General features: G+C 73.0%; 15 protein-coding genes. 10 read left to right on the top strand and 5 right to left on the bottom strand.

Annotated elements, in window-relative coordinates; genetic code table 11:
* Positions 1-194: 194 nt before the first annotated feature.
* The 4 genes from QF034_RS40405 to QF034_RS40390 all read left to right on the top strand — a co-directional run bounded on the left by QF034_RS40405 (position 195) and on the right by QF034_RS40390 (position 4,343).
* Positions 195-701, top strand: coding sequence for an SRPBCC family protein (locus QF034_RS40405; protein WP_307179616.1), 507 nt, complete (start codon positions 195-197; stop codon positions 699-701).
* On the top strand, positions 701-1,759 hold the full coding sequence (locus tag QF034_RS40400) for an LLM class flavin-dependent oxidoreductase (protein WP_307179615.1): 1,059 nt from the start codon (positions 701-703) through the stop codon (positions 1,757-1,759). The genes QF034_RS40405 and QF034_RS40400 overlap by 1 nt, the downstream gene beginning before the upstream one ends.
* A gap of 70 nt (positions 1,760-1,829) precedes the next feature.
* Complete coding sequence (locus tag QF034_RS40395) at positions 1,830-2,519, top strand: hypothetical protein (RefSeq protein WP_307179614.1); 690 nt, start codon at positions 1,830-1,832, stop codon at positions 2,517-2,519.
* A gap of 720 nt (positions 2,520-3,239) precedes the next feature.
* Positions 3,240-4,343, top strand: a complete 1,104-nt coding sequence (locus QF034_RS40390) for a GNAT family N-acetyltransferase (protein ID WP_307179613.1) — start codon at positions 3,240-3,242, stop codon at positions 4,341-4,343.
* A gap of 48 nt (positions 4,344-4,391) precedes the next feature.
* Here QF034_RS40390 and QF034_RS40385 read toward each other — a convergent pair whose 3' ends face one another.
* Complete coding sequence (locus tag QF034_RS40385) at positions 4,392-4,979, bottom strand: AMIN-like domain-containing (lipo)protein (RefSeq protein WP_442480579.1); 588 nt, start codon at positions 4,977-4,979, stop codon at positions 4,392-4,394.
* A gap of 148 nt (positions 4,980-5,127) precedes the next feature.
* Here QF034_RS40385 and QF034_RS40380 point away from each other — a divergent pair, with 148 nt between their 5' ends.
* Together QF034_RS40380 and QF034_RS40375 are read left to right on the top strand one after the other, a co-directional pair.
* Entirely contained in the window at positions 5,128-7,689 is a 2,562-nt protein-coding gene (locus QF034_RS40380; protein WP_307179611.1) for a SpoIIE family protein phosphatase, read from the top strand.
* Positions 7,690-7,800: 111 nt separating this feature from the next.
* Positions 7,801-8,466, top strand: coding sequence for an ANTAR domain-containing protein (locus QF034_RS40375; protein WP_370880991.1), 666 nt, complete (start codon positions 7,801-7,803; stop codon positions 8,464-8,466).
* A gap of 19 nt (positions 8,467-8,485) precedes the next feature.
* Here the strand turns inward: QF034_RS40375 and QF034_RS40370 are convergent, their stop codons facing one another.
* Positions 8,486-10,621, bottom strand: coding sequence for a SpoIIE family protein phosphatase (locus tag QF034_RS40370; protein ID WP_307179609.1), 2,136 nt, complete (start codon positions 10,619-10,621; stop codon positions 8,486-8,488).
* A gap of 129 nt (positions 10,622-10,750) precedes the next feature.
* On the opposite strand from QF034_RS40370, the gene QF034_RS40365 reads away from it, so the two are divergent.
* Positions 10,751-11,128: an ankyrin repeat domain-containing protein gene (locus tag QF034_RS40365; protein ID WP_307179608.1), complete on the top strand. Its 378-nt coding sequence runs from the start codon at positions 10,751-10,753 to the stop codon at positions 11,126-11,128.
* Here the strand turns inward: QF034_RS40365 and QF034_RS40360 are convergent.
* Positions 11,116-11,298, bottom strand: a complete 183-nt coding sequence (locus QF034_RS40360; RefSeq protein ID WP_086565867.1) for a hypothetical protein — start codon at positions 11,296-11,298, stop codon at positions 11,116-11,118. The genes QF034_RS40365 and QF034_RS40360 overlap by 13 nt on opposite strands.
* Positions 11,299-11,514: 216 nt before the next feature.
* On the opposite strand from QF034_RS40360, the gene QF034_RS40355 reads away from it, so the two are divergent.
* From QF034_RS40355 to QF034_RS40345, 3 genes are all read left to right on the top strand, one after another.
* Complete coding sequence (locus tag QF034_RS40355; protein WP_307179607.1) at positions 11,515-12,336, top strand: chitosanase; 822 nt, start codon at positions 11,515-11,517, stop codon at positions 12,334-12,336.
* Between the two features lie 86 nt (positions 12,337-12,422).
* Positions 12,423-13,412 (top strand): DMT family transporter, encoded by a 990-nt coding sequence (locus QF034_RS40350; protein WP_307179606.1) that lies wholly within the window; start codon positions 12,423-12,425, stop codon positions 13,410-13,412.
* A 59-nt stretch (positions 13,413-13,471) separates the two neighbouring features.
* Entirely contained in the window at positions 13,472-15,709 is a 2,238-nt protein-coding gene (locus tag QF034_RS40345; protein WP_307179605.1) for an MMPL family transporter, read from the top strand.
* 10 nt (positions 15,710-15,719) lie between these two features.
* Here the strand turns inward: QF034_RS40345 and QF034_RS40340 are convergent, their stop codons facing one another.
* Positions 15,720-16,469 (bottom strand): sulfite exporter TauE/SafE family protein, encoded by a 750-nt coding sequence (locus tag QF034_RS40340; RefSeq protein ID WP_370880990.1) that lies wholly within the window; start codon positions 16,467-16,469, stop codon positions 15,720-15,722.
* A 182-nt stretch (positions 16,470-16,651) separates the two neighbouring features.
* Positions 16,652-18,670, bottom strand: coding sequence for a DUF1996 domain-containing protein (locus QF034_RS40335; protein WP_307180097.1), 2,019 nt, complete (start codon positions 18,668-18,670; stop codon positions 16,652-16,654).
* Positions 18,671-18,830: the final 160 nt, after the last annotated feature.

The following is an 18,830-nucleotide window of genomic DNA, read 5'->3' as shown; positions in this document are numbered from 1 at the left end:
TGACGGTCTTCCGGGGCGGAGCCATCGGTAGCGTACGCGGCCCGGTGATCGCGGTTCCGCGCCCCGGGGCACGTCGGCGCACGCCCGCGCCGCCGCTGCCGGCAATGGATGCGCACTCCCCCTTGACCTCGTGAGTCTTATTGCGCAACTCTGCTGCCTGGCACAGTTCCTGTCGACGAGGAGGCCGGCACGCGATGGAGTGGACGGGCGCGCGGTACGCGGACGGACCGACGGTCGAGGTGAGTACGTGGATCGCCGCCCCGCCGGAGCGGGTGTGGGCGCTGGTGTCGGACGTGACGCGGATGCCCGAGATGAGCGAGGAGGTCCAGTCGGTGCGGTGGGTCGACGGGGCCACCGGTCCCGTGGTCGGGGCCCGGTTCGTCGGGCGGAACCAGCACGAGGCGTTCGGCGAGTGGGAGACGACCTCCACGGTCGTCGCGTGCGAGCCCGCCCGGGTGTTCTCCTGGGCGGTCGGGGATCCGGACGAACCCAGTGCCGTCTGGCGGTTCGGCCTCGCGCCCGGGAACGGCGGGACCGAGCTGTCGCAGTGGATGCGGATGGGGCCCGGTCGCTCCGGGCTCTCCTTCGCGATCGACGCCATGCCGGAGAAGGAGCAGAAGATCGTGTTCGTGAGGTTGCGGGAGTTCGAGCGCGGCATGACCGCCGCGCTGGAGTGCATTCGGCAGTGGGCGGAGGCCTGATGCGGACGGCGACGACCGTCGAGGCGTCGGGCCTCGGCCCCTGGTCCCGGCAGGCCGACTTCGTCGTCGAGGCCGAGAAGCTGGGGCTCGACATCTGCTGGGTGGCCGAGGCGTGGGGCTCCGACGCCCCGTCCGCCCTGGGCTTCTACGCGGCCCGTACGGAACGGATGCTGCTGGGCTCCGCGGTCATGCAGGTCGGGACGCGCACGCCGGTGGCTCTCGCCCAGACGGCGATCACCCTGTCCAACCTGTCCGGCGGGCGCTTCCTGCTCGGTCTCGGACCGTCCGGTCCGCAGGTGATGGAGGGCCTGCACGGCGTGCCGTTCGCCCGTCCCCTGGCGCGCGTGCGCGAGACGGTGGAGATCGTGCGGCAGGTGCTCGCGGGCGGCAAGATCTCCTACTCCGGCTCGGAGTTCAGGATTCCGCTGCCGGGCGGGGAGGCGGTGCCGATGCGCCTTTCGATGCGGGCCGAGCACGCCGTGCCCGTCTACCTGGCCGCGCTGTCGCCCGCCATGCTGCGGCTGACCGGGCAGATCGCGGACGGCTGGCTCGGCACCAGCTTCGTCCCGGAGGGCGCGGCGGACGCCTACTTCGCCCCGCTGGACGAGGGGCTGGCCGCCGCCGGCCGCGACCGCGCCGGCTTCGACGTCTGCCAGGGCGCCGAGGTCGCGTTCGCCCGGGACGAGGAGGCGCTGGGCGCCATGGTCGCGGGCCGGAAGAAGGAACTCGCCTTCAGCCTGGGCGGCATGGGCTCCGCGTCGGCCAACTTCTACAACCGGGCCTACAGCCGGCAGGGCTGGGCCGAGGTCGCGGCCCAGGTGCGGGAGCGCTGGCAGGCGGGCGACCGGGACGGTGCGGCCGGTCTGGTCACCGACGAGATGGTGCTGGCCACGACGCTCATCGGCACGGAGGAGATGGTGCGGCGGCGGCTGCGCGTCTGGCGGGACGCCGGAGTGGACACGGTCCGCCTCTATCCGGCCGGGGAGACCCTTCAGGACCGGCTCGACACCCTCGGCCGGGCGATCGAGTTGGTCCGTGAGGTCGGCGGCACTGCCTGAACACGGCAGGCAGGTAGGCTCCCTTGCCGATCATCGGACGACATGAACAACAGGGGGCTCCGTGCGGGCCATGGGTACCGTGACGACGACCGCGCTCGCATGCCTGCTGGCGGGTGCCGCACTGACCGGGTGCGGCGCCGGCGGCACCGGCGAGGAGAAGTCCGCGGGTGACATCCTCGACGAGGCCAACGCGACGATGCGGAAGCTGAACTCGGTCACCGTCGACATCACCAACCGCACGACGAGCGGCGGTTCGGTCACCAACCGCCTCGTGACCGACCTCGACAGCCGGTGCAGATCCAGGACCACCTGGTCCCGGGGCGGCACGCTGGAGCAGATCCGGCTCGGCGAGACGGACTACGTCCGGCCGGACCGGGCCTACTTGCAGAAGTGGAAGAACTATCCGGGCCTCACCGGCGAGCAGAAGCTGTGGGTGAGGACGCCGGTGGACCCGGCCGGCCGGGGCGGTGGCGGTCTCGCCTCCTGCGAACGGCCCTTCGACTCGTTCGGCACGGCACGCAAGGGCGGCTCCACCCGCGTCGAGGGCACGAAGGCCGTCGAGCTGATCGTGACCGACAAGGCGGACAAGAAGGGGACGTACACCTTCTACGTGGCGGCCGAGGGCAAGCCGTATCTGCTCAGGACGGTCTACAAGAGCGCCGCACAGCACACCACCACCTCGTTCAGCGCCTTCGACGAGCCGCTCGACATCCGGGCCCCGAAGGCGGGCGAGGTGCTGAGGGTACCGGGCGGCAACTGACCCGGCGCCACGGGAGAACGGGCGAGCACCGACAGCGCTTTCCGTCGGAATTCGGCAGCAATTGGCCGAGCGGGGCGAATCGGCTCACAAGGGCTTGACGGGGCCGGATGCGCTCGGCCTACTGGAAAGCGCAGCCGGCCGTGTCGGGGGTGTGGTCCGGCGCCGCCCCCTCGGGTCGAATCGTTCCGTCCTCCCCCGCCGAGACGCAGGTCAGGGGTCTGATGGTGCGGCGACGATGGGCAGCGGTGGTGGGCCTGGTGGCCTGCCTGCTGTTGCTGCATCTCGTCGTCCCGGGGCTCGCGCCGGGCGGGCGCACGGCTGAGGTGGCGGTCACGGCGGCGGTGGACACGGCGGGGCCGGGAGCGGCTTGGGACGCCAGGTCCCAAAGGGCCGGCGCCGAGGGAGCCGGGGAGCCCTGTCCGTGCGAGGAGGAGCCGTCGGTCCGGCAGCCGGCGGCACGGACGCCGAGGACGGCGGGAGCGGCCCGGGCGGGCGCCGTGGTGACCGGCGCGTCCACGGTGGACCGGAGTGGTACGGACGTCCGGGCGGCGGGAACGGGCCGTCGTCCGGGGGTGGCCGCAGCCGCCCCGAACGCCGTTGAGCTGCAGACGTTTCGCTGCTGAGTGACGGCAGTACCGACCAGGGCCTGCGCCGTGCGGCCCGAGTACTGCCTGGTGCCGGTACGCGGTGATGTGCAGGCCTTCGTGTGTCCCCACGCCGATGACACAGGAGGCGGAGTTGCCCGGAAAGCGTGTTCTGATTCTGAAGCCGGACGAACTGAGCCCGTCCGACCAGAAGATGTGGCGGGAGATACGGACGGAGTCCGGTGCCCCGGCGAATCCTTTTCTCGACCCGGCGTTCACTTCGGCGGTGGGGCAGGTCAGGCCCGGGGCCAGAGTGGCGGTGTTGCAGGACGACGGTTCCCCGGTCGGGTTCTTCCCGTACGAGAGGGGCCCTTTGGGGCAGGGCAGGGCCATCGGGCTCGGCGTGTCCGACAGTCAGGGGGCCGTGCTGCGCCCCGGGATCCGGCTCGACGCCCGCAGGTTACTGCGGTCCTGCGCGCTGTCGTCCTGGGAGTTCGACAACCTCGAAGCCGGCCAGGGGGTGTTCGTGCCGCACGCGGTCGAGGAACTCGCGTCCCCGGTCGTCGATCTCGGCGAGGGGTTCGAGCGGTACACGCAGCGGCTGCGCGCGAAGTCGCCGGGCTTCCTCAGACAGACCCTGGCCAAGGAGCGCAGGCTGGCCCGGCAGGTCGGCGAGGTGCGGTTCGCGTACGACGCCCGGGACCCGGGCGCCCTGCGGGCGCTGATGGGGTGGAAGTCGGCGCAGTACCGGCGGACCGGCCGGCGCGACCGGTTCGCCCAGGAGTGGATCACCCGGCTGGTGGGGCTGCTCGGCCAGAGCGAGGAACCGGAGTGCCGTGGCGTGCTGTCCGTGCTGTACGCGGCGGACCGGCCCGTGGCCGCGCACTTCGGGCTGCGCTCGCGCACGGTGCTGTCCTGGTGGTTCCCGGCGTACGACCGCGCCTACGCCAAGTACTCCCCCGGCCTCGTGCTCCAGCTGAGGATGCTTCAGGCCGCGGCGGCCGACGGTGTCGAGACGGTCGATTTGGGGAGCGGTCCGGCCCGCTACAAGGAGTCGCTCAAGACCCGTGACCTGCGGGTGTACGAGGGGGTGGTGGTACGGCCGGTGCCGGGCGGGGCCGCCCACTGGGTGGGCCGGGAACCTGCACGGGCCGCTCGCCGTTTCGTCCGCAACCGGCCCCGCCTGGCCGGCGCGGCGGCGCGGACACTGGAGGGAGTGGGGCGGCTGCGCGGTCACTGAGACCGGCCCGGCCGGGCGCCCGGCTCCGGAAAGCCGGGCGCACCGCGGTCAGCTCGTGGCGGTCCAGCTGTGGGCGACGTCCACGATGACGCGGCCGTCCAGCTGCAGCACCCGGAAGGGCAGCCGGGCGCGGACGCCGAGCCCGATCTGCGTGTCGCCCTCGAAGCTTCCGGCGAACCGGGTGTCCCGGAAGGTGCGGTAGCCGGTGAGGTCCACGCCCGGCAGCGGGCGTCCCGCCCGGGCGGGATACGTGGCGGCGCCGGTCTCCGGGTCGTAGGCGGGTGCTGCCACCCGAACCTCGAGGACGGCTCCGCCGGCCACGGGGATGAGTCGGCCTGACCCGTCCTGGTGGAGCTGGTCGACGTAGCGGACCGAGTAGCCGACGTCGCTGCCCCCGCCGGGCACATCGATGACCATCCGGTCGAAGCAGGCGTGACGGCCGGTCCGGATGTTCGTCACCGGCGCGATCGTGCCACTGGTGTCGGTTTTAGGGAGGCTCCCCCAGCCGGTCGGGCAGGCCGTGGCCTGGGTGGCGGACAGGGTGGCGGCCGGTGCGGCACCGGCCGGGACGGCTGCCACACCCACTGTGGCGCCCATGATCGCGAGAGTCGCGCATGCTGTTCTGATTCGTACCATTACCGCCCCCGAGGCTCGGATGTTGCTGGTATGGGGTGAGACGTCCGGACGGACCGAAAGGTTGCACCCACCGCGCCGGACAGCCGACCATGGCACATCCTGGTGGGGAGCGATGGGGTCCGGTGCGTCCGTACCGGGAGGACGCGAGATGGATGAGTCAGCCGCCGTACCGGACGGGCCTCGGTCACCCGACGGCCGGGGCCGGGGCGGTGGTGACGGCCGGGCCCGGACCGGGGGCACCGGCTGGATCGAGGATGCCCTGACCGCTCCGCTGATCGAGGCCGTACGGGACCTCGGGGGCTACGGCGGACTGGTCTACCTGCGCTCCCGCGACCGGCGTTCGCTCGTGCTCGCGATGGTGACCGGGGTGCCCCGGTCGCTGCTGAGGACCTGGTGGCGGGTGCCGGTGGGCGGTGCGCTGCCCATGGCGGAGGCCTATCGCCGCAACGCGACCCTGTGGCTGCCGGACGAGCGCGCCACCATGGTGCGCTTCCCGCACTTCACCGCCGGGCTGCCGTACTCCTTCGGCTCGGCCTACCAACCCGTCCGGGCCGGCGGCGAGGCCGTGGGTGTCCTGGTCGTGCTGCGTTCGGCCGCCCGGTCGCCGCTGGACGCGGAGGCGGTGGGGCCCGCGCTGCGCCCCGCCGGGCAGGCCATGGAGGAGCGTCTCACCCGCCTCGCCGCCGGGCGCCCGGGCACGGGCTCGGCCGCGGACCGGGTCGAGTACGACGGCGAACCGGTCGGCGTGCGGCTGCCCACGCCCGCCGTCCATCCCGTCCGGGTCGGGCTCATCGACTGGGACCTGGACGGCGACCAGTGCACGGCGGACGACGAGGCCCTCGCTCTCCTCGGCATCGACCGGGCGGAGTTCGGCGGCACGATGGCGGACATCGAGGCCCGGGTCAGCCCCGACGACCTGCACGAACTGCGCGCGTGCCGGCACGACGCGCTCACGCTCGGCCGGGTCAGGTCCCGGCATTTCCGGGTGCGGGACGACTCCGCGGGCGAGGCGGAGGCCGGCTACCGGCCCGTCGAGCTGTGGGGGCATCTGGTGGGCGGCGGCACCGGTTCGAGCCGGATCCTGGTGGGGGCCCTCGTCGACGCGGTCAGCGGGCTCAGGGCGGCCGAGGCCGCCGAGCGGCTGCCCGACGGTGTCTTCTCCCTGGACCAGGACGGCCGTGTGACGTACGCGAACCACCGCTGCGAGGAACTGCTGGGCGGCGGCCGGGAGGCGCTCCTGGGCCGCTACCCGTGGGAGGTGATCACCTGGCTCCGGGATCCGGCGTACGAGGACCGCTACCGGGCGGCGATGCTGTCGCAGGAACAGGTGTCCTTCCTCGTGCGGCATCCCGCCGGGAACTGGCTGAGCTTCGTGCTCTACCCGGATGTGCACGGGCTGACGGGCCGGGTCCGTCCGGCCGGACCGCCCACCGAGGCCGGGGCAGCGCGCGAGGCGGGGGCCACCACCGGTCCCGTACCCGGGGCGCCGCCGCCCGGGCCGGTCGCCGCGGCGCGCGCCGGGGCGCTGTACCACGTGGTGCAGATGGCGAGCGTGCTCACCCAGGCGGTCACCGTCGAGGACGTGTGCCGGGCCGTCTCCGAGCAGCTGCTGCCCGCGTTCGGCGTCCGGGAGCTCGCCCTGTACACGGTGCGCGACGGCCGGATGTACCTGCTGTGGGAGTCGGGCTACCCGGAGGGCTTCCTCGCCCCGTTCGAGGGGGTCACCCTCGACACGCAGCTGCCCGGCGTGCACGCCCTGACCACGCGGCTGCCGCTCTTCTTCGAGTCGCCCGAGGACCTCTCCGTCGCCTACCCGGGCATCACCCTGGACCGTATGAGCGCCTGGTCGTTCCTGCCGCTGATCGCCTCCGGGCATCCCGTCGGCTCGTGCATCCTCGGCTGGGACACCCCGCACCGGTTCACCGCCGACGAGCGTTCCGCGCTCACCGCGCTGAGCGGACTGGCCGCGCAGGCGCTGGAGCGGGCGCGGCTCTACGACGCCGAGTCCGCCGTCGCCCGCGGTCTTCAGGAGGGGCTGCTGCCGCACCGGCTGCCCGCCGTCGAGGGGCTGCGCACCACCGGCCGCTATCTGCCCGGCACCCAGGGCATGGCCATCGGCGGCGACTGGTACGACGTGATCACCACGGGGCGCGGGGTGGCGCTGGTCATCGGGGACGTCGAGGGCCACAGTGTCGGCGCCGCCGCGGTGATGGGCCAGTTGCGCAGTGCGGTGCACGCCTTCGCCGCGAGCGAGTGGCCGCCGCAGGAGGTCATCACGCACACCAACCGGCACCTGGCCGAGCTGGAGGCGGACGTCTGCGCCACCTGCTGCTACATCGAGCTGGACCCGCGCACGGGGCGCGCGTTGGCCGTACGGGCCGGGCATCCCCCGCCGCTGCTGCGCCACCCCGACGGGCACGCGGAGACGCTGGATCTCGCGGGCGGCGTCATGCTGGGCGTGCAGCTCGACGCGGACTATCCCGTCACGGAGCTCACGCTGGCCCCCGGCAGCGTCCTGGCCCTCTACACCGACGGGCTCGTGGAGCAGCCCGGCGGCGACATCGAGACCGGCATCGAGGAGGTCCGCCGCTGCCTCGCCGACACCCCGTCGGACTCGGTGGAGCAGCTCGCCGACCGGCTGGTGCGCACGGCCCGCCGCGCCCGGGAACGGCCCGACGACGTGGCGCTGCTGCTGACGGCGTATCGCTGAGCGACCGGGCTGCCGGCGCGACCGGCGTGGGCGGCGTCGTGCGGGGTACGGTGGGCGGGACGGGCGAGCGAGGCGGTGGTGGCGGTGGAGTGGCAGCGGTACGCCGAGCAGATGGCGATGCTCGCCCGCGATCTGGTGGCGCAGGACTCGGTGCAGGCGACGCTGGACGAGATCGCGGCAGCCGCCGTGAAGCTGGTCGAGGGCTGTGACGCGGCCGGGATCCTGGCGGTCTCCAAGGGCCGGGCCCTGACGCTCTCCGTCTGCGGCGACATGGTCGAGGAGTCCGACCGGCTGCAGGGCGAGCTGGGCGAGGGACCGTGCTTTGACGCGGCCCGGCGCGTGGACGGCGAGCGGCTGTTCCGCATCGCCGACATGACGCAGCCGCAGCCGTCCTGGCCGCGGTTCTCCCAGGCGGCCCGCGACCTCGGGATCGGCAGCATGACCGGTGTGCTGCTCTACACCGGCGAGGAGGACTTCGGCGCCCTCAACCTGTACTCGCGCCGGCCGGGGGCCTTCGGCAAGGACATCGAGGCCGCGGGCTGGCTGCTCGCCTCCCATGCCGCCGTCGCGCTGGCCACCGCCCGCACCGTCGACCAGCTCGAGCACGCCCTGGAGACCCGGCACGCCATCGGGGAGGCCATGGGGATCCTCATGGAGCGTCACCGGATGAGCGAGGACGAGGCCTTCGACGTGCTGCGGCGCATCTCCCAGCACCACAACATCAAGCTGCGCGACGTCGCCCGGCACGTCCGCGTCGAGGCTGCCGACCAGGCCTGACCGGAGCGCTGCGGCGTCCTCACGACGGGCCGCCGTCGGGGTGGGAGGCGCGCAGCAGAAGCACCGTGATGTCGTCGGCGTGCTGTCCGGTGGGCGTCGTGTGGTGGACGAGCCTGTCGATGAGCCGTTCCAGGTCGTGGCCGTCGCCGGCGTCCAGGTGCCCGGCCAGGTCGGAGGTGGTCCGGGTCGTGTCGGTGCCGGGGAGCTCGACCAGGCCGTCGGTGTAGAGGGCGAGGGTGGCGCCGGGGCGCAGGGGCGCGGTGGTGACCGGGTAGGCGGCGCCGGTGTCGATGCCCAGCAGCGGGCCGGGCTCGACGTCGAGGACGCCGGCGGTGGCGTGGGCGGGGCGCAGCAGCGGGGGCACGTGGCCCGCGCTGGCGAAGGCCGCCTGGTGGTGTGCCAGGTCGAGGTGGGCGTAGAGGCAGGAGACGAGCAGTTCGGAGTCGAGGTCGGCCAGCAGCCGGTTGGTGCGGGCGAGGACCTGGCCGGGTGCGGCGCCTGCTGCGGCGTGGGCGTGGATGGCGGTGCGGACCTGGCCCATGAGCGCGGCGGCGGCGATGCTGTGGCCTTCGACGTCGCCGATGACGGCGGCCGCGGTCGTGTCGTCCAGGCGCAGGACGTCGAAGAAGTCGCCGCCGACCTCGATGCCGTGGCCGGCGGGCAGATAGCGGGCGGCGACCTCCAGGCCGGGCAGGTGCGGCAGGGCCCGGGGCAGCAGGGCGCGTTGCAGTTCGTGGACGAGTCGCTGCTGGGCGTCGTAGAGGCCGGCGCGGTCGAGGGCTTGGGCGATCAGGCCGGACAGCGAGGTGAGGACGGCGCGTTCGTCGGCGGTGAAGGCGTGCGGGTGGTCGTAGGACAGGATGCAGCAGCCCACCGGCCGGCCGGAGATGATCAACGGGAGGAACGCCCAGGCCTGTTTGCCGCTGATCTGGGGTGCCCTGGGGTAGGTGCCGGCCATCTCGGCCGGGTCGGCGAAGAAGGCGGGGGCGCCGCTGGCGAGGACCTGGCCGGCGGGGGTGAGCTCGGTGTCCAGCGACAGGGCGTCGAGGCGTTCCACGACGTCGGCCGGGTAGCCGTGGTGGCCGGTGATCTTCAGACGGCCGGCCTCGGCGGCGGACAGCATGAGGCCCTGGGCGCCGAACGCCGGCAGGATCTGGTGGGCGATCAGCGACACGAGGTCGCGCACGGTCACCGTCTCGGTGAGCGCGGCGGCGAGGTGCACGAGTTGGTAGAGGCGTCCCGTCGGTGCGGCCGCCGGGGGCCGTGCGGCGGCGGGCGGCTGCGGGGCGCCGGTCTGTTCTGCGCCCGGGACGACGCGGACGCTGATGCCGCTGGTGTCGGGGTAGAGCTGGAAGGTCAGCCAGCGGTCCGGCGGGCGGAGCGCGGTGAAGGACACGGGGGCGCGGCTGACGACCGCGGTGCGGTACTGGTCCTCGTGGACGGGGTTGTCCAGCCACGACAGGGCCTGCCAGGGCCGGGTGCCCAGCAGCCGGTCGGCCCGGCGGCCCAGCAGGCGGGCGGCGGTGGCCGTGGCGAAGGTGATGCGGCCCTCCAGGTCGAGGCCGAGGGCGCCCTCGGGGAGGCGTTCGAGGTAGTCGGCGGCGGCCAGGCCGGTCTGCACGGGGTGGTGCGCGGCGTCGACGGGGACGACGCGCGGCTGGTCCGGCAGGGTGGGCGGGCGGGAGGCGTCGTCCAGGAGGCGGGCCATGCGTCGGGCGCCGGCGGAGATGTCGCCGCGTTCGCGGGGCGTGCCGCTGCGCGGGCTGGCGGCGGGCCACATCAGCACGATTCCGCCCCAGCAGCGCCGTACGCCGCTCAGCGGAACCGCGGCCAAGGCGAACGGATACGGCAGGACGGCGGCGGCCCGCGGGTAGCGGCGGGCCATCTCGTCCTGGCTGCCGACCCAGACCGGGGCGTCGTCGCGGATGGCGTCGGCGACCGGGACGGGTGCCGTCAGCGACAGGCGCTGCCACGGGACGGTGAACGCCACCGGCAGGCCGCACAGCGCCACCAGGCGCAGCACCGGCTCCGCCGCCTCGATCAGATAGAGGCCGCCGATCGAGGCGCCGGTACCGCGCACGGTGTCGGCCAGTGCCGCCCCCAGGGCGTCGTCCAGCGATCCGACGCCCCTGGGCGGCTCGTAGCTCCCGGGCATGGTGTCCTCCCGCTCTTACCCGGACGCTACGCCTCGCGGGGCGCGGGGGCATGTCATCGGGCCGGGGCGGGGAAGGCGGAAGGTGCCGCAGGGCTTGGGCGGGCGGGGTGCAGCCGGGCACACAACGACGTGCCGGTCCTGGACGCGCTCATCGAGGCGGGGGCCGATGGGGAAACCCCCGGAGCGGTGATCGCCGGCGGTACACCGCTCGCCGACGCCCGGGCCTTCGGCCAGTGGTGTGCCGGCCGCGTACCGGCACGTCGAGCACGGTGCCCGCACCACCCCCCAGGACGCCGCCACGCTCAGGCTGCTGGACCGGGTCGGGCCTGCGTCGAGGCCGGTGAGCCGCCCGCGTCCGACGAGATCAAGAGCGCCTTCGGGGGCGCCTGCCGCGGCGGTCACCTGTCCACCGCGCAGTGCCTCCACCGGCACGGCGCCGACAGCGACCGGCGCGGCTACGACGACCGGACGCCGCTCGCAGCGTCCGCGGTGCCTCACAAGCAGTAGCGCACGAGCCACTCGTCCTGGTTGTACGCGGTGCGGGCCGGGTCGGGCGTGCTGGCGGCCCGTTCCTCGACCGTGTCCTCCAGGCGGACCGGCTCCGGCAGTGTCCCGAACCGGGCCTGGCGTGCTGCGGCCTCCGCCTCGCTGCTCCGCTGCGACGTCGCGTCGTCCACGGCGATTCCCCTCTCCGGCTGGTCTCTCCGGCCGATCGGACTCCCTCGGCAAAGAGTTGACGTGCGAACCGGGCCCATGGTTCCCGCGGAGGCCGCTTGTTCGACCCTACGAACTTTCCGCTCGGCTGTTTCCCTTGCACCCCACCAGTGATAGTAAACCTTCCTATCAGTTCTGCACGGCCAGCTCTTCCAACCCCCACCCTGCTTGGAGGCCCCGTGAGACACCCGTCAACTCCCGCAGCGCGCCGCACCGTTCTGGCGCTGTTCGGCGCGGCCCTCGCCGCCACCCCGTTCCTGAAGCCGTCGCACGCGACGGCGTCCGTCCGTGCGGCCGGGCTCGACGACCCGGCGAAGAAGGAGATCGCCATGCAACTCGTGTCGAGCGCGGAGAACTCCTCGCTCGACTGGAAGGCGCAGTACCAGTACATCGAGGACATCGGCGACGGCCGCGGCTACACCGCCGGCATCATCGGGTTCTGCTCCGGCACCGGCGACATGCTCGACCTCGTAGAGCTGTACACCGACCGCAAACCCGCCAACGTCCTGGCGAAGTACCTGCCGGCGCTGCGCAGGGTCGACGGTTCCGACTCGCACGACGGGCTCGACCCGGGCTTCCCCGGCGACTGGCGCAGGGCGGCCCGCGACGCCGAGTTCCGCCGGGCCCAGGACGACGAGCGCGACCGGGTGTACTTCGACCCGGCGGTCCGGCAGGGGAAGGCGGACGGGCTGCGGGCGCTGGGCCAGTTCGCGTACTACGACGCCATCGTCATGCACGGCGACGGCACCGACCCGCTGAGCTTCCGCAGCATCCGTCAGCGGGCGCTGCGCACCGCGAAACCACCGGCGCAGGGCGGTGACGAGGTGAGGTATCTCGACGCCTTCCTGGACGCACGCGTGTGGGCCATGAAGCAGGAGGAGGCGCACAGCGACACCAGCAGGGTCGACACGGCGCAGCGTGTCTTCCTGCGCGAGCGCAACCTCGACCTCGACCCGCCACTGGACTGGAAGGTCTACGGCGACAGCTACCACATCGGCTGAGCGCGCGGCCCGGGCAGGATTGGTCCGGTAAGCAGGCACAGAAATGGACCCCTTCCCGGGCCGCCCGGCTGCCTAGCGTCGCCCGTATGAACGCCACCACCACGCGCGGCGCCCTTCTCGCCGCGCTCGCCTGCGTCCTCGTCGGAGGGTCCTTCACGGCCAACAGCGTCCTGGGCGACTACCCGTACGCGGGCGGCCAGTTCCTGCGGTACGGGCTGGCCTGTCTGCTGCTCGTGCCGCTGGCCGGGAAGGGCGCGGCCGCCCGGCTGCGGGCACTGACACTGCGTCAGTGGGTCCGGCTCGCCCTGCTCGCCGCGGTCGGCATGGTCGGTTTCAACCTGGCCGTCATCGCCGCGGAGCGCACGGCGGAGCCGGCGGTCCCGGGGGTGTTCGTGGGCTGTGCGCCGGTGGTGGTCGCCGTGCTCGTGCCCCTGCTGGACGGGCGACGGCCTCAACGGGCAGTGCTGTACGGGGCGTTGCTCGTGGCCTTCGGTGCCTTCGCCGTCCAGGGCTGGGGGCGCACCGACGGCGCGGGCATCGCCTTCTCCGTGTGCGCCCTGGCGGGGGAGGTCGGGTTCGCCGTGCTCGCCGTGCCCGTACTGCGGCCCCTCGGTCCCCGGCTGCTGTCCGCCACGGTGTGCGCGGTCGCCGCGCTGGAGTCGGCGGTGGTCGGGGTGCCGGCCGACGGCACCGGGTGGCTGCGGCGTCCGGACGCCGTCGAGGCCTCCGCGCTGCTGTGGCAGGCGGTGGTGGTCACGGTGGTCGGCTTCGTGTGCTGGTACATGGGCATGCAGCGGATCGGCGCGGAACGCGCCACCCTGTTCTCCGGCCTCATCCCGGTCGCGGCGGCCTGCACCGCACCGCTCGTCGGCACGGGCTCCTACGGTCTCGCGCAGGCGGCCGGCAGCGCGCTGGTCGGCCTCGGTGTCGCCCTGGGGTCCGGGGCGCTGACGCTGCCTGGCAGAGGCGGGCCGTCGGTGATCCCCGCGACCGGCCGCACTCCCCCGGCGGCCACCTTCCGGGGGAACGGCCGCCCCGAGGGGCGTGGCGACGCCGTGTCCGGCATGCCGGAGTGATCCCTCGCGCATCTAATGGACGGCGTCGAACGTCCCGGCCCCCACAGGAGTTCATGTCCATGCCGCACACCCGCACCGGTGAAGAGGACGAGAAGGCCGCGCGTGCGGGGCTGCTGCGAAGGCTGGGCGAGTGGTGCGCGCACCACTTCGTGGTCGTCATCGTCGCCTGGCTCGTGGCACTGGTGGCTCTCCAGGTCGTCAGCCGGTCGGTCGGGGGCACGTACTCCGACAACTTCACCCTGCCCCAGGCGCAGTCGCAGAAGGGTCTGGACGTACTCCAGAAGCACGATCCGCAGGCCGGCGGCTACAGCAGCCAGATCGTGCTGCACGACGACGGGCAGTCCCTGACCTCTCTGAGCTCCCAGATGTCCACCACGGTCGCCGACCTGGAGAAGCTGCCGCACGTCCTGTCGGCCCAGAACCCGCTCTCCGCCCCGGGCTCGTCCTCCGGTCAGTCGCAGCAGAACGTGGGGCCGTTGTCGGACGACGGGAAGACGGCCTACATCACCGTCCGCTTCGACGTGCAGCCGTCGACCCTCGGCGACGACTATCTGAACGGGGTCGACGACGCCGTACAGCCGCTGCGTTCGGCCGGAGCGGAGGTGGAGTACGGCGGGCCGCTCGGCGAGCTCGCCCGGCCGGCCGCCGACGACCGGGTGAGCGAGCTGATCGGGTTCGGCGTGGCCGTCGTCGTACTGCTGATCGGGTTCGGGAGCGTGATCGCCGCCGGTGTCCCGCTGCTGACCGCGCTGATCAGCGTCGTCGCCGGTCTGGCGATCCTCGGGCTGCTGGCCGCCGCGTTCACCTTCGCGACCGTCTCACCGACGCTGGCCACGATGATCGGCCTCGGTGTCGGGATCGACTACGCCCTGTTCCTGATCACCCGTCACCGGCAGAACCTCATCGACGGGGCGGACCCGGTGCGGGCCGCCGGGCAGGCGGCCGCCACCAGCGGCCGCGCCGTCCTCGTCTCCGGCTGCACCGTGATCATCGCGCTGGCGGGCCTGTCCGCGTCGGGCGTCTCCTTCATCGCCAAGCTCGGGGTCGCCGCCGCCGTCACGGTCGTCTCGGCCGTCGCCGGCGCGCTCACCCTGGTCCCGGCGCTGCTCGGGCTCCTCGGCCGGCACATCGACCGCTACCGGGTGCGCCGCCCGGTCGCCGAGACCGAAGCCGGGGCGGGTGACGCACCCCAGGGCACCTGGCACCGGTACGCACAGCGGGTGGAGCGCAGGCCGCTGTGGTTCCTGGCGGCGGGTGTCGCGCTGATCGTCGTCCTGGCGATCCCGGTGCTGTCCATCCGGCTCGGCCACATCGGTGACGGCGCCGACCCGACGTCCTTCACCGACCGGCGGGCGTACGACCTGATGACCGACGCGTTCGGGCCCGGGTCCAACGGTCCGCTGACCGTGGTCGTCGACCAGACGGACGTGCCGGACTCGCAGCGCTCCGATCTGGCCTCGAAGGCCCAGCAGACGCTCGACAAGGCCGAAGACGCCGCCGTCGTCACCTCTCTGACTCCCACCCAGGACGGCGACGTCCTGATCGGCACGGTCTACTCGACGTCGTCCCCGCAGAGCGCCACGACCACGGACCTGGCCAACCGTCTGGTCGACGACACGCTGCCGGACGCCGTCCAGGGCACGGACGCCAAGGGGTACGTCACGGGCACGACGGCGGCGCAGGTCGACTTCCTGGACATCGTCGCCGCCCGGCTGCCGGTGATCATCGCCGTCGTGGTGGCCCTGGCGTTCCTGATCATCCTGGCCGTGTTCCGGGGGCTGCTCGTCGCCGTGAAGGCCGCCGTCCTCAACGTCCTGTCCATCACCGCCTCGTACGGCGTGGTCGTCGCGGTGTTCCAGTGGGGCTGGGGCGGTCCCGCCCTCGGCGTGAACGGCACGGTGCCCATCGAGAGCTATGTGCCGATGATGATGTTCGCCATCATCTTCGGTCTCAGCATGGACTACGAGATCTTCCTGTTGTCCCGGGTCCACGAGGCGTGGTTGCGCACCGGGGACGCGAAGGACTCGGTCGCGCACGCCCTGGAGATCACGGCCCGGGTCATCACCTGCGCCGCGCTGATCATGGTGAGCGTGTTCGCGGCGTTCATCATCAGCGACAGCATCGTGGTCAAGATGCTGGGGCTGGGGCTGGCCGTCAGCGTGCTCATCGACGCCACGGTCGTACGCCTGCTTATGGTGCCGGCCGTGATGACGCTGCTGGGGCGGCACGCCTGGTGGGCCCCGAGGTGGCTGGATCGGGTGCTGCCGCACATCGACGCCGAGGGGGGACGGGCGTAGGCGGTGGGTGTCAGTGGAGCACCAGGTTGACCAGGGCGACGGTGCCGACCGACACGATCAGGGTGCGCAGGACGGCGGGGCTGAAGCGGCGGCCCGTCCTGGCTCCGATCACACCGCCCAGCGCGGAGCCCACGGCGATGAGCAGGACGGCCGTCCAGTCGAAGTCCGCGAAGAAGAGGAAGAGCACTGCGGCGACGGTGTTGACGACGGCGGCCAGCACGTTCTTGACGGCGTTGAGCCGCTGGAGCGTGTCCTCCAGCAGCACGCCCATCAGGGAGACGTAGATGATGCCCTGCGCGGCGGAGAAGTAGCCGCCGTAGACGCTGGCGAGGGTCAGGCCGGTGAACAGCAGCGGGCCGCCGTCACGACGGGCGGGGCCGCCTGCCGGGCGACGGCGGCGCACCCATCGGGAGATCAGGGGCTGGCAGGCGACCAGGACGAGGGCGAGACTCACGAGGACCGGCACGATCCGCTCGAAGGCCGATGCGGGCAGGGTCAGCAGCAGGACGGCGCCCGCCAGGCCGCCCAGCGCGGCGCCGATGGCGAGCAGCAGGACGCGGCGTCGCTGCCCGCGGAGTTCCTCGCGGTAGCCGATCGCCGCGCTGATGGAGCCGGGGACCAGACCGAGCCCGTTGGACACCGTGGCGGTGACCGGGGACAGGCCGGTGGCGAGCAGGACCGGGAAAGTGATCAGCGTGCCCGAGCCGACGACGGCGTTGACGGCGCCCGCGCCCATGCCGGCGGCGAACACGGCCGCCATCTCGCCCGGCGTCACAATGCCGCTCCGCCGGGTCCGGCGTTCCTGGTGATGTTCATGGGATCACGCTAGAGGGTGGTCGGTTCGGCGGCCGTCGAAGGGTGGCGGATGACCGGGAACGAGCAACGGCGGCGGGATCCGGGCCGGATCCCGCCGCCGTTCGCCGGTCGTGCCGGTACTGCCTCTCAGCCTCGCCGGACGCGGCGCAGGACGACGAAGCCCGCGATGACCAGGACGGCGCCCGCCGCGGCCGGCCAGAGCTGGGCGCCGGTGTCGGCGAGGCCGCCGCTGCCGACCGCCTGGGGCTCGGTCCGGGACGGGAGCGACGGGGTGGGAGCGGCGCTGGTCGCCGTTCCGACGGCCTGGGACCGGCCGAGGCCGTCCTCCGTGTCCTCGCCGGCGTCGTCCTTCGCGCCGCCCTGCTCACCGGCGTTCGCGGTGCCGCCGTCGGGCGTGGGCGTCGCGAACACCTCCGGTGCGTCGGTGCTCGGCGCGGCCGTGGGCGAGCCGCCCTGCTCCGGCTGCTGCGACTGCTCCGGCTCGGGGGCCGGCTTGTTCGTCGCCGGCGGCTTGGCGGCCTCGCCCTTCCCGCCGTCGCCGTCGCCCTTCCCGCCGTCGCCCGTGTCGCCGGGCTTCCCGCCGGCGTTGCCGTCCTGCGGGGCGTCCGGGGTGCGGGTGGGCTGCTCCTGCGGGGCCTCGGGGGTCTTCGTCGGCTGCTCCTGCGGCTCCTCTCCCGGGGTGTCGCCCGGCCCGGCTTCCGCTCCGGCGCCGCATGTGCGGCCGTCGTTGATGCAGTCGGCCATCTCCCGCATCAGGTCCTCGTCGAAGACGTTGATGAAGTCGCCGTGGTCCGTGACCGGCTTGTGCAGCTGCTCCGGGAAGGAGTCCACCGCGAACAGCGGTGTCGTACGGCCGCCGTCCTTGAGGCTCGGCGCGTCGACGTCGTAGACGATGCGCTGGACCAGCTGCGGGATGGGCCGGAAGCCGGACGGGCAGTTGCCGGCGGCGTCCGTGAACGCCACGTGCGTACGGTGGTTGGCGCTGTCGATGTTGCGGCCGTCCCAGCAGCTCTGGAACTTGAAGGTGCGCACCACGTCGCTGCCCTGCGGGCACAGCGGGTACTTGTCCTTCAGCTGCCGGTCCTCGAAGCCCGTGCAGCTCCAGGAGGCGTTGGCGTTGGCCGGGCCGTTGACGAACGACTTGGCGTCACCGGTGATGATGCGCAGCAGCCGCGGCATGGCGGTGACCTTGCCGCGCGGGTTCCCCACGAAGGTCAGCGTGACCTGCTTCGGCGTGACGATCTCGCCGGCGTTGCCCTCGATGCCGCCGCCGGGCGACTTGGCGTCCTGCTCCTGGGCGCCGTTCTGCAGACGCAACACAGGCCAGTAGTAGGAGGACTTGTCGCCCTGGTCGACGCAACTGGTCTTGGCGTCAACGAGGTCCTGGTCGCTGGCGAAGGCGTTGTTGGCCTGGTTTCCGACGTAGTCGTGGAAGTGGTGGGCGCCGTTGGTGACGCCCGGGGCGGCGATGATGTTGTCGGAGTTGAACAGGCCGTTCTCGTTCACGCCGCAATCGGTGGCGAAGGAGCCCCGGGAGGCTTTCGTCCCCTGTCGGGGGCTGCCGGCGTTGGGCTGGACGCTGGTGATGGGCGCGAAGTCGGCGGCGACGGGGCCGTTGCCCGCCTGTCCGCCATTGCCGCCCTGAGCGCCCCCGTCCTGGCCGTCGCCCTGCTCCTGACCGTCGCCCTGCTCCTGGCCGGGCTGTTGGCCGCCGTCGCCGTCCTGGCCCTCGCCCTGCGCGGGGGCCTGGTTGCCGGAGTCCCGTACGGTGCAGGCGGCGAGGGCGTCGAGCCCTTCGGGGCGGTCCCCCACGCGGTCGATGGCGATCGCGATGCGCTCAAGAGCCGCTGCCCGCTTGTCCTTCAGCGGGTTCATGATCGCGCTGTCGGCGAAGCCGGAGTCCTGCCGCACCTGCTGCGCGGACTCGCTCAGCCGCTGGTAGGCCTTGGCGATCTGCTCGTCCAGGAGGGCGAGTTCCTTGTCGACCTCCCCCCGCGCCTGTTCGGGGACCGAGGTCAGCTTGCTGCCGACGTCCGGGCAGTCGATCGTGGAGCCCGCGGTCCCGACCCCCGTACCGGACCGCGTCTGGGCGGAGTCAGAGCCCGAACCGCCGTCCGTGGCCGAGGCGTAGACGTTCGCCGCCATCAGGCCGCCTCCGCCGAGGATCAGTGCGAATGCGGCGAAGGTCGCGCGTCGCGGGCCGGTAGGGCGTCTTCGCGTGTTGCGTCCCAAGGGTGCTCTCCTGCGCTTGTGGCGTACCGGGCATGAAAATCCCCTCGCCCCATACGTACGCGAGCACCGGCGC

The sequence above is a fragment of the Streptomyces africanus genome, from assembly GCF_030816955.1.
Lineage (GTDB): Bacteria > Actinomycetota > Actinomycetes > Streptomycetales > Streptomycetaceae > Streptomyces > Streptomyces africanus.
The sequence above is the reverse complement of the archived record's forward strand: the minus strand, read 5'-3'. Positions and strand labels throughout refer to the sequence as shown.

Coding starts and splice junctions, on each gene's coding strand:
- QF034_RS40405 (WP_307179616.1), top strand. CDS start 195: ATGGAGTGGACGGGCGCGCGGTACGCGGACGGACCGACGGTCGAGGTG.
- QF034_RS40400 (WP_307179615.1), top strand. CDS start 701: ATGCGGACGGCGACGACCGTCGAGGCGTCGGGCCTCGGCCCCTGGTCC.
- QF034_RS40395 (WP_307179614.1), top strand. CDS start 1,830: ATGGGTACCGTGACGACGACCGCGCTCGCATGCCTGCTGGCGGGTGCC.
- QF034_RS40390 (WP_307179613.1), top strand. CDS start 3,240: ATGACACAGGAGGCGGAGTTGCCCGGAAAGCGTGTTCTGATTCTGAAG.
- QF034_RS40385 (WP_442480579.1), bottom strand. CDS start 4,979: ATGGTACGAATCAGAACAGCATGCGCGACTCTCGCGATCATGGGCGCC.
- QF034_RS40380 (WP_307179611.1), top strand. CDS start 5,128: ATGGATGAGTCAGCCGCCGTACCGGACGGGCCTCGGTCACCCGACGGC.
- QF034_RS40375 (WP_370880991.1), top strand. CDS start 7,801: ATGGCGATGCTCGCCCGCGATCTGGTGGCGCAGGACTCGGTGCAGGCG.
- QF034_RS40370 (WP_307179609.1), bottom strand. CDS start 10,621: ATGCCCGGGAGCTACGAGCCGCCCAGGGGCGTCGGATCGCTGGACGAC.
- QF034_RS40350 (WP_307179606.1), top strand. CDS start 12,423: ATGAACGCCACCACCACGCGCGGCGCCCTTCTCGCCGCGCTCGCCTGC.
- QF034_RS40345 (WP_307179605.1), top strand. CDS start 13,472: ATGCCGCACACCCGCACCGGTGAAGAGGACGAGAAGGCCGCGCGTGCG.
- QF034_RS40340 (WP_370880990.1), bottom strand. CDS start 16,469: ATGGCGGCCGTGTTCGCCGCCGGCATGGGCGCGGGCGCCGTCAACGCC.
- QF034_RS40335 (WP_307180097.1), bottom strand. CDS start 18,670: ATGGCGGCGAACGTCTACGCCTCGGCCACGGACGGCGGTTCGGGCTCT.